At 57.9% G+C, this 7,615-nt stretch carries 13 protein-coding genes; 8 read left to right on the top strand and 5 right to left on the bottom strand.

The window, feature by feature from the left end; translation table 11 throughout:
* A partial coding sequence (locus tag M7F93_RS10500; RefSeq protein ID WP_298173077.1) for a VOC family protein occupies positions 1-543 on the top strand: 543 nt, incomplete at its 5' end.
* A gap of 141 nt (positions 544-684) precedes the next feature.
* Here the strand turns inward: M7F93_RS10500 and M7F93_RS10495 are convergent.
* A complete protein-coding gene (locus M7F93_RS10495; RefSeq protein ID WP_298173074.1) occupies positions 685-1,113 on the bottom strand; it encodes a TA system VapC family ribonuclease toxin in 429 nt (142 codons plus the stop codon).
* A complete protein-coding gene (locus tag M7F93_RS10490; protein ID WP_298173071.1) occupies positions 1,113-1,346 on the bottom strand; it encodes a CopG family transcriptional regulator in 234 nt (77 codons plus the stop codon). The genes M7F93_RS10495 and M7F93_RS10490 overlap by 1 nt, the downstream gene beginning before the upstream one ends.
* Before the next feature lie 305 nt (positions 1,347-1,651).
* On the opposite strand from M7F93_RS10490, the gene M7F93_RS10485 reads away from it, so the two are divergent.
* Complete coding sequence (locus tag M7F93_RS10485) at positions 1,652-2,998, top strand: MFS transporter (protein WP_298173068.1); 1,347 nt, start codon at positions 1,652-1,654, stop codon at positions 2,996-2,998.
* A complete protein-coding gene (locus M7F93_RS10480) occupies positions 2,983-3,264 on the top strand; it encodes an MgtC/SapB family protein (protein WP_366144767.1) in 282 nt (93 codons plus the stop codon). The genes M7F93_RS10485 and M7F93_RS10480 overlap by 16 nt, the downstream gene beginning before the upstream one ends.
* Positions 3,265-3,393: 129 nt before the next feature.
* Here the strand turns inward: M7F93_RS10480 and cadR are convergent, their stop codons facing one another.
* Positions 3,394-3,888: a Cd(II)/Pb(II)-responsive transcriptional regulator gene (cadR, locus tag M7F93_RS10475; protein WP_298173066.1), complete on the bottom strand. Its 495-nt coding sequence runs from the start codon at positions 3,886-3,888 to the stop codon at positions 3,394-3,396.
* Between the two features lie 198 nt (positions 3,889-4,086).
* On the opposite strand from cadR, the gene M7F93_RS10470 reads away from it, so the two are divergent.
* Positions 4,087-4,617: a cation efflux transmembrane domain-containing protein gene (locus tag M7F93_RS10470; RefSeq protein ID WP_366144765.1), complete on the top strand. Its 531-nt coding sequence runs from the start codon at positions 4,087-4,089 to the stop codon at positions 4,615-4,617.
* Positions 4,618-4,692: 75 nt separating this feature from the next.
* Positions 4,693-5,670, top strand: coding sequence for a cation diffusion facilitator family transporter (locus tag M7F93_RS10465; protein ID WP_298173060.1), 978 nt, complete (start codon positions 4,693-4,695; stop codon positions 5,668-5,670).
* A 15-nt stretch (positions 5,671-5,685) separates the two neighbouring features.
* Here M7F93_RS10465 and M7F93_RS11985 read toward each other — a convergent pair whose 3' ends face one another.
* Positions 5,686-5,940, bottom strand: coding sequence for a chloride channel protein (locus M7F93_RS11985; protein WP_366144764.1), 255 nt, complete (start codon positions 5,938-5,940; stop codon positions 5,686-5,688).
* On the opposite strand from M7F93_RS11985, the gene M7F93_RS10460 reads away from it, so the two are divergent.
* The 3 genes from M7F93_RS10460 (at position 5,927) to M7F93_RS10450 (ending at position 7,364) form a co-directional block, all read left to right on the top strand.
* A complete protein-coding gene (locus M7F93_RS10460) occupies positions 5,927-6,577 on the top strand; it encodes an SHOCT domain-containing protein (protein WP_298173057.1) in 651 nt (216 codons plus the stop codon). The two genes, M7F93_RS11985 and M7F93_RS10460, sit on opposite strands and share 14 nt — an antisense overlap.
* A 37-nt stretch (positions 6,578-6,614) precedes the next feature.
* Positions 6,615-6,869, top strand: a complete 255-nt coding sequence (locus tag M7F93_RS10455) for a hypothetical protein (protein WP_298173054.1) — start codon at positions 6,615-6,617, stop codon at positions 6,867-6,869.
* Between the two features lie 207 nt (positions 6,870-7,076).
* Positions 7,077-7,364: a phosphoketolase family protein gene (locus tag M7F93_RS10450; protein ID WP_298173050.1), complete on the top strand. Its 288-nt coding sequence runs from the start codon at positions 7,077-7,079 to the stop codon at positions 7,362-7,364.
* Here M7F93_RS10450 and tnpA read toward each other — a convergent pair.
* On the bottom strand, positions 7,305-7,615 hold a 311-nt coding region (tnpA, locus tag M7F93_RS10445; RefSeq protein ID WP_298173046.1), incomplete at its 5' end, for an IS66 family insertion sequence element accessory protein TnpA. The two genes, M7F93_RS10450 and tnpA, sit on opposite strands and share 60 nt — an antisense overlap.

Raw genomic sequence — 7,615 nt, 5'->3', positions numbered from 1 at the left:
CGCTACAGACCTATTTGGCGAGTGGCGGCGGTTATTAGTGGATCGTTTTCAGGAAAACGAGGTGAAGTAATGTTACATGGCATCAACCATATAGCCCTGCCGGTCCGCAATCTGGATGTCTCTGACCGCTTTTATCGCGGAATCCTGGGGTTACGCGCCGTCGGCGAGCGGCCCGGCATGAAATTCTACACTGCGGGCTTGCACTACCATGATTTGGCTTTGATGGAAACCGGAGAGATATTCCCGGTCTCCGGTTTCGCGCATTTTTGCCTCGACGTGGAGGACGAACAAAGTCTGGCCGCGGTTTATGCTTGCTGCCGGGCTGCCGGGGCGCGGATATGGGAGCCCGTGGACCATACCATCCTGCGGGCTTTTTACCTTGTTGACCCGGATGGCCATATTGTGGAGCTTGGGGTGGATGTCCCCCAATCCGAATGGGGATCATGGCCGAATCCCTTTGGACGTGACGTAGCTTATCCGGGACTCTTATCACTCGTGAATAGGGGTGGTAGCTTGTTGAAGTCTGCACGTAGGCCGAAATGACTGGAGTCATCCAAACCGCCTCGCTCAGGAGACAGAACACGCCCCCATCAAAACCGGGCAGTGCTACCCGGAAACAGACGTCAGAACTTTAGTGACTGCGCCAACCGCAAAGCGTTTTCCGGTCATCTCAAAGCTCCTTAATTAAATTTTGTTGATGCATTGCAAACCGTTGCGCACGGCATTGGTCACTAAGCGATGATCGAAGGTTGCCAGTTGGCCCTCATGGGCGCAGGCCAGCGCCAAGAGGTAGCTATCGGTAGTCTGACCAGAAGTGAGCAGGCGCGATGGGTCGATATGGTCGACATCCAGCAGGCTGATGTCGTCTGGCCAAAAAACATGGCCAGGTGACGCGCGCAATCCCTGGATCAGCGGTGCCACGGCCGCTGGCGTGCCTGGTGAATTTGGATAACGCGGATGGCCCACGATGCGCAGTACACTATTCTCTGTTAAGGGACAGGTAGCCCATGCGGGTTGCCCATGGGCTGCAAACCATTCATGGGCCATATCATGCTGAACATGCATGGGGTCGATGAGCGCAATCAGCACGTTTACATCGAGCAAGAAGGTCATTATGGCAATTCATCGCGCAACTGATTCACTATTTTCAGAGTCGCCGGGAGTGCATCCGGGCGCACCGGCAGCAAGGGAATCCCATTACGTGAATGTCCACCAGAGGTGTTTTGTGGTTGCAGAGCCTGCCGCAAAAGTGCTGAAACAACGGCACCTACAGGCTTATGCTGTCGATCCGCCAGCCCTTTCGCCGCCGCCAGTACGTCATCATCAATCGCCAGTGTGGTGCGCATAGGTCGTTCACCTTGTGAGTCATCAGACATCTAGCATCATACATCAAAATAATTGGTCTGGCCATCAAGGAGAGTGGTGACTGTTCAGCCCGAGACCGGCTGAGAGCGATTTCCTTGGAATGTTTGTCGAAGTACGTCGAGGCGTGGGACTATTTCTGCCACCGATCGCCACCTGATGGCACCACCTTGAAGCACTGCGGTTGAAGAACTGATGCCGCCCTGCTACTGTACAAATATACATCGCCATTTGCAAGAGGCTTTCATGTGCTCCGCGTCTAAAATCAACGTAGAGGACGATTGCCCACATGACTAGCCGCCATGCTCACTCGACCATCACGCTGATCGCTGTCTGCTTCGGGCTGTTCATGATCCAACTCGACCTCACCGTGGTGAACGTCGCGTTAAAAAGCATTCAGGACAATCTGCATGCGGGCGTCACGGCCCTGCAATGGGTGGTCGATGCCTATGCCATTTTGTTCTCCAGCCTGATGCTGACGACCGGCGATCTGGGCGATCTTTTTGGCCGCCGCCGAATGTATACCGGCGGAATGGTGCTTTTCGTGCTGGGCTCCATCGCCTGTGCGGTGGCGCCTTCCTATGCGTTTTTAATCGGCGCGCGAAGCCTGCAAGGAATTGGCGCCGCTGCCGCGTTACCCAACTCGCTGGCTATTCTGCGAAACGCTTTTCCCGACGCACGGCTACGCGCGCGGGCCATCGGCTGGTGGGCGGGAGTGTCGGGTCTTGCAGTGGTCGCGGGACCGACCTCTGGGGGATTTCTGGTCGGAGCCTTTGGTTGGCGTTCCGTGTTCTGGATCAACGTGCCGGTAGGGGTTCTGGGTCTTTGGCTGACCCTCGGATTTGTCACAGAGTCCTCCCATCCACAGGGACGGAAGCTGGATATCTGGGGACAGGTTCTTGCTGCTTCCGCACTGGCCAGCCTTATTTTCGCCGTCATTGAAGGTCAGCCCCTCGGCTGGGGGAATATCCTGGTCATTGCCGCATTCGTGTGGGCGGGAATGAGCGGTGTGGCCCTGTGCTTGGTGGAACGACGTCATGCCCATCCTATGCTGGACTTCCGGTTTTTCCGGCAGCCGGTATTCACCGCGGCCAATGCGGCTTCTGGTCTCATGAATTTTGGCGTATTCGCGACGCTGTTTGCGTTCAGCTTATACCTGCTGCATATCCAGCAATTGTCGCCCGAACAGGTGGGTCTGCGCCTGGCCGTGATGTTTGCGCCGTTCGCCTTGAGCTTGTCCTTTGGTGGCCGCATCACCGGGCATTTTGGCAGCCGTTACCCTGCCGCGCTCGGGTTGAGCGCCACGGGAGCGGGGATGCTGCTGCTCTCTTTGGTTCCCCAGGTGACAGACGATGCACTGATGTACTCTGCGCTACTCATCATCGGCTTAGGCTTGGCCGCAGCGACACCTGCTCTGGTAGCTGCAGCCATTGGTGCCCTGCCCCCGGAAAGATCGGGAGCCGCCTCCGCATTCAATAACACCAGCCGTCAGGCTGGCGGCGCTTTGGGCGTGGCCCTGTTGGGTGGACTGGTCGGCGTGGACGCATCCATATCCACCGCTGGCGTTGAGGCCACCATTCTGGGCAGTGCTGTTGCGCTGTTGCTGGGTGGCTTTATTGCTTGGCAATTTATTTAGTTTCATACGACATAGAGGTAGCCTATGTGGTGTTTGGTATCGGCTTCTTGGGCACCGGAACCATCATGAAAGAAGGCGTCAATGTGCGGGGACTCAACACGGCCGCCACTTTGTGGGGTTCTGCCGCAGCCGGGGCTTGCTCAGGCGCGGAACAATGGGCACCGACAATCTTGGCTGCCATTTTTGTGCTCAGTGCCAACACGCTGTTAGCCCGGTCGTCAATCAGATCAACCGTAGGCCATTGGACAGTGATGGCACCGAACTGACGGCGGTGGTCTACCTGATTGTGGCGAGAGGTGAAGAAGGGGAATTGCGGGATCAGGTATTTGAGTGTTGATGGAACCTAACCAGGTTAAGCTCCCAAGTCTGCCCCTTTCAAAATCCGCGCATGATCATTACTCCGGTTCATATCCCGACTCAGGACAAGCTCCCCGCAGCCGCCTTCCCTTCTGGGAGGTTTGGACCGAGTTGCCATGGCATACACAGCTTTCTCCTTGGGCAGCGGCCACCAACTCATGCAGGATACCGCATTCAGCGGTTGCGTGTTGCCCATGGCAACGTCCGCGTAGTTGTTCAAGCTGCTGCGCCAACGCCTGTAGTGACTGGAGCTTTCCCTGTACGTGCGCCAGATGCGTATCGATCAGTCGATCCACGTCCTGGCAATCGTCCAGTGGGTGATCCAGCAAGTGCAATAGTCGCTGCACATCCGCAAGTGGCATATCCAACGCCCGGCAATGGCGAATAAAGGCTAGTCGCTCCAGATGTGCGGGGCCATAAGCGCGATAACCGTTCGCCCGCCGGACTGGTGCGGGCAATAGGCCTATCCGCTCATAATAACGAATGGTCTCTGGATCCACTCTCGTGGCCTGCCCAAGTGCGCCAATTCGCATATCATCGCTCCTTAAAAAAACAGTATAAATTCTTGACCCCGGAGTGGCTACAGGGTTTTTAATAATGATTCATCGGGTTTTCTGAGTAATGGTGACAACATGGTTACCGATTGCTGTAGCACCGACTGTTCCACGCACACGCAAACGCATCCCCGTTATCGCAAAGTGCTATGGGCAGCTTTGCTGGTGAATACTGCCATGTTCGCTATTGAACTGTTCGGAGGCTTTCATGCCGAATCGGCGTCGCTTCTGGCGGATGCGGCAGATTTTCTGGGGGATGCGGCCAACTACGGACTGTCGCTCGCAGTATTGGCACAAGGCCTGCTGTGGCGGTCGCGCGCGGCTCTCGTGAAGGGGACCACAATGGGGGTGTTTGGCGTCTTTGTCCTGGGTCGGACAGGCTGGGGGGCTGTGGCCGGATTGCCGCCAGAGCCAAGCACGATGAGCATGATTGCCTTTCTGGCGCTGGCGGCAAATCTCGGGATGGCGGTCCTGCTCTATGCCTTTCGCAGCGGCGACGCCAACATGCGCTCGGTCTGGCTGTGCAGCCGTAACGATGCCATCGGCAATCTCCTGGTACTGTTGGCGGCGTGGGGTGTCCTCCAGACCGGGCAGGTATGGCCCGACCTCGTGGTGGCTGGCCTGATGGGCACACTGGGATTAACCGCGGCCCTCTCGGTCGTCCGGCGAGCCCGGCAGGAACTTTGGGGGATATCGGCCGCCGTTTAATATTTCTGCTTTTTCAAATTCGACCGTTTCGGCCTCTGGGCTGGCGCGACACACAGCTAAACGAAAGGATGATGTATGGCACACCACCAACATGACGGTCATGACCATGCTGGCCATACCGCGGGGCTTCAGCAGACCCACGGCCACATGCATGGGCATAGTCATGCCCACGGCCCGGCAGACTACGGCCGTGCCTTCGCTATCGGGGTGGCGCTCAATCTGAGCTTTGTGCTGGTTGAGGTCGTGTTTGGAGTGATTGGGCATTCCCTGGCCCTGCTGGCGGATGCTGGCCATAACCTGAGTGATGTGCTGGCCATGCTGATGGCCTGGGGCGCCACTGCCCTGGCCCGCCGCCCACCTTCACTCCGTTTCACCTATGGGTTGGGCAGTTCGTCTATTCTGGCGGCCCTGGCCAATGCCGTATTCCTGTTGGTGGTGACTGGCGGGATCGCCTGGGAAGCGATTCAGCGTCTGCTGCAGCCAACTCCGGTAGACAGCGGTATCGTGATCGGTGTGGCGGCTTTCGGGGTGCTGATCAATACCGGGACGGCACTGCTGTTCATAGCGGGGCGCAAGGGCGATCTGAATATCCGGGCAGCCTTTTTGCACATGGCGAGCGACGCTGTCATCTCCCTTGGTGTGGTCATCGCCGGGATCGTGATGCTCTTTACGCACTGGTTTTGGCTGGATTCCACAGTGAGTCTACTCATCAGCGCGGTGATCGTAATCGCCACCTGGGGGTTATTGAGGGATTCCACCCAGTTGGCCCTGCATGGCGTGCCAGAAGGGATCGAAACCCAGGCAGTACGCGCCTATCTCGCCGCCCTGCCGGATGTGGTGGCAGTGCATGACCTGCACATCTGGGCTATGAGCACTACCGAAACGGCACTGACCGCGCACCTGGTCATGCCGAACGGCTATCCGGGGGACGCTCTTCTGAGCCAAGTCAGCGATGAATTGCAGGCGCATTTTAGGATCGACCATCCCACCTTGCAGGTGGAGACGGGCGATCCGACCCATCCATGCGCACTGGCGCCTGATCATCGCATTTGAGATTTTCTGGAAGGTTTACGCAAGGACCCAGAAACATGGCTTCGAGAAGATTTCTTTTCCACGATATTGTAAATGTAAGCAATGGTAACTCAGCGGCATCATCAGCGGTAAAGAAACGTTTCCCAGAAACACTTCCGTCGCAAAAAGCGCACCGCCGAAGGGAACATTGTAAATGGCGCCCATCCCAGCGCCACAGGCAGCGAGTAAGCGGGTCTCTGCAGGGCTTAGGCGTCCCCATTGTGAGGCGTCCTGAATCTTGCAGGGCGTCATCTCGGATGTGCCCGTTCCGGTGCCTCCATCGGAACGCCGCGTTAAATACCGCCTGGTTTTTATCGTGAATGGTCATCGCCTGGTGGAATACGACAACGAACGCGGCAAAAAAGCCGGACTATACTTGCAACGACGAGATGGTATTCGGCATTCCGACATGCCCACGGCAGGAGATCGATCGATGGACAGCATGGATGTATCACCGCGAAAAAAGGGAATCCGCATGGTTGGCGCGGCGATAGGTCTCATGATGGCACCGGTGTTAGCCATGGCGCAGACGGTCGCCACTATCACATCGAGTCCATCAGCGACGCCGCAACCTGGACCGGACGTACACTTCTATTACGGTCCGGGTATGATGGGTGGTTGGGGTCCCGGCTATTACGGTTCTGACATGATGGGCGGTTTCGGGCTGTTTTGGGGATTGCTGTGCCTGCTGGTCATCGTGGGTATCGTACTCGGTATTGCGCTCCTGATCCGGGGGGCTTTTACCTTCCGGCATCGAATGGAGCACAGGACTGGCGGCATGAGCGACCATGGGAGTGCTGCCGCTCTCAATCTCCTGGACGAGCACTATGCACGTGGTGAGATTGAGCGTGACGAATACCTTGAAAAGCGGAGCGATCTGGGAAAATGAGCAGACATATGGGTTGGAGGGTGATATTGGCGGCGGGATGGCTCACGGTCCTGAGCGGGTGTGTGGTGGCACCGGGACCCGCCTATATGGAGGGATCAATCCCCGGAGCGGTGGTCGTGCCCGGACCACCACCCCCTCCGCCGGTGGTGGTGGTCCCGCCGACGCCTGCGGTGGGCATGATCTGGGTACCTGGGGCTTGGGGCTGGCAGGGACGATGGATATGGGGACCGGGGCGCTGGGCCTATCCACCCCATCCCTACGCCCGCTGGGCACCGGGCCGCTGGTGGCATAGAGGCGGGCGCTGGTTCTGGGGTCGGGGCCATTGGATGAGGCGGTAGTTCGTTGCTTTTTCCCGGCCGGATTCGCTGGCGTTCATAAAAGCGTCATATTCTGGGTGTATTCTCGGATTCGGGCACGCCCGCCCATGAACATGAATTGTCCCGGAGGCTGATCGTGGAACTCAACCCACTGCAAACCCGCGTACGGAGGACATCCCACCATGGTCACTTCCGCTAAAACAGCGACGACGGCTTACGAGGACGAGAGCCTCAGTGCCTATGGACCGGCTCGCGCGACCATCCAAGGAACTCCGCTCGCTCCGGATGAGTTGCGCAAAACCGACGCCTACTGGCGAGCCAGTCTCTATCTGTGCCTGGGGATGTTGTACCTCAGAAGCAATCCATTGCTCCGGGAACCGCTGCGACTGGAACACATAAAACCGCGCTTGCTAGGCCACTGGGGTGTTGGCCGCCGAAACTCGATCGGTCACAGCCGCCGCCATACCTGAATTGCCGTTCTTTTGCAGCAACTCCCGCCAACGGTAGAAACTCGCCGTACTCACTGACGCCTTGCGGCAAAACGCCCCAATAGTCAGGCTGCTGACCGCCTGCTGCGCCAATAGCGCCCGCCAGCCTTCCGCGCTGCGCCGCTGGTACTTTCTCTGCGTCCCCGATGCCATCACCGGATTGGCGGGCCGTGCGGGCGGTTCTGAAAAAAGGCGTGCCGTTGACAACCTCTGAACCATTGGGCGGCTGAAAT

It is taken from the genome of Acidithiobacillus sp. (genome assembly GCF_027322205.1).
Classification (GTDB): Bacteria; Pseudomonadota; Gammaproteobacteria; order Acidithiobacillales; family Acidithiobacillaceae; genus Acidithiobacillus.
Note: the sequence above shows the minus strand (reverse complement) of the source record. Positions and strands in the feature narration are given on the sequence as shown.

Coding starts and splice junctions, on each gene's coding strand:
- M7F93_RS10450 (WP_298173050.1), top strand. CDS start 7,077: ATGGTCACTTCCGCTAAAACAGCGACGACGGCTTACGAGGACGAGAGC.
- cadR (WP_298173066.1), bottom strand. CDS start 3,888: ATGCGAATTGGCGCACTTGGGCAGGCCACGAGAGTGGATCCAGAGACC.
- M7F93_RS10495 (WP_298173074.1), bottom strand. CDS start 1,113: ATGACCTTCTTGCTCGATGTAAACGTGCTGATTGCGCTCATCGACCCC.
- M7F93_RS10465 (WP_298173060.1), top strand. CDS start 4,693: ATGGCACACCACCAACATGACGGTCATGACCATGCTGGCCATACCGCG.
- M7F93_RS10455 (WP_298173054.1), top strand. CDS start 6,615: ATGGCTCACGGTCCTGAGCGGGTGTGTGGTGGCACCGGGACCCGCCTA.
- M7F93_RS10485 (WP_298173068.1), top strand. CDS start 1,652: ATGACTAGCCGCCATGCTCACTCGACCATCACGCTGATCGCTGTCTGC.
- M7F93_RS10470 (WP_366144765.1), top strand. CDS start 4,087: ATGTTCGCTATTGAACTGTTCGGAGGCTTTCATGCCGAATCGGCGTCG.
- M7F93_RS11985 (WP_366144764.1), bottom strand. CDS start 5,940: ATGACGCCCTGCAAGATTCAGGACGCCTCACAATGGGGACGCCTAAGC.
- M7F93_RS10490 (WP_298173071.1), bottom strand. CDS start 1,346: ATGCGCACCACACTGGCGATTGATGATGACGTACTGGCGGCGGCGAAA.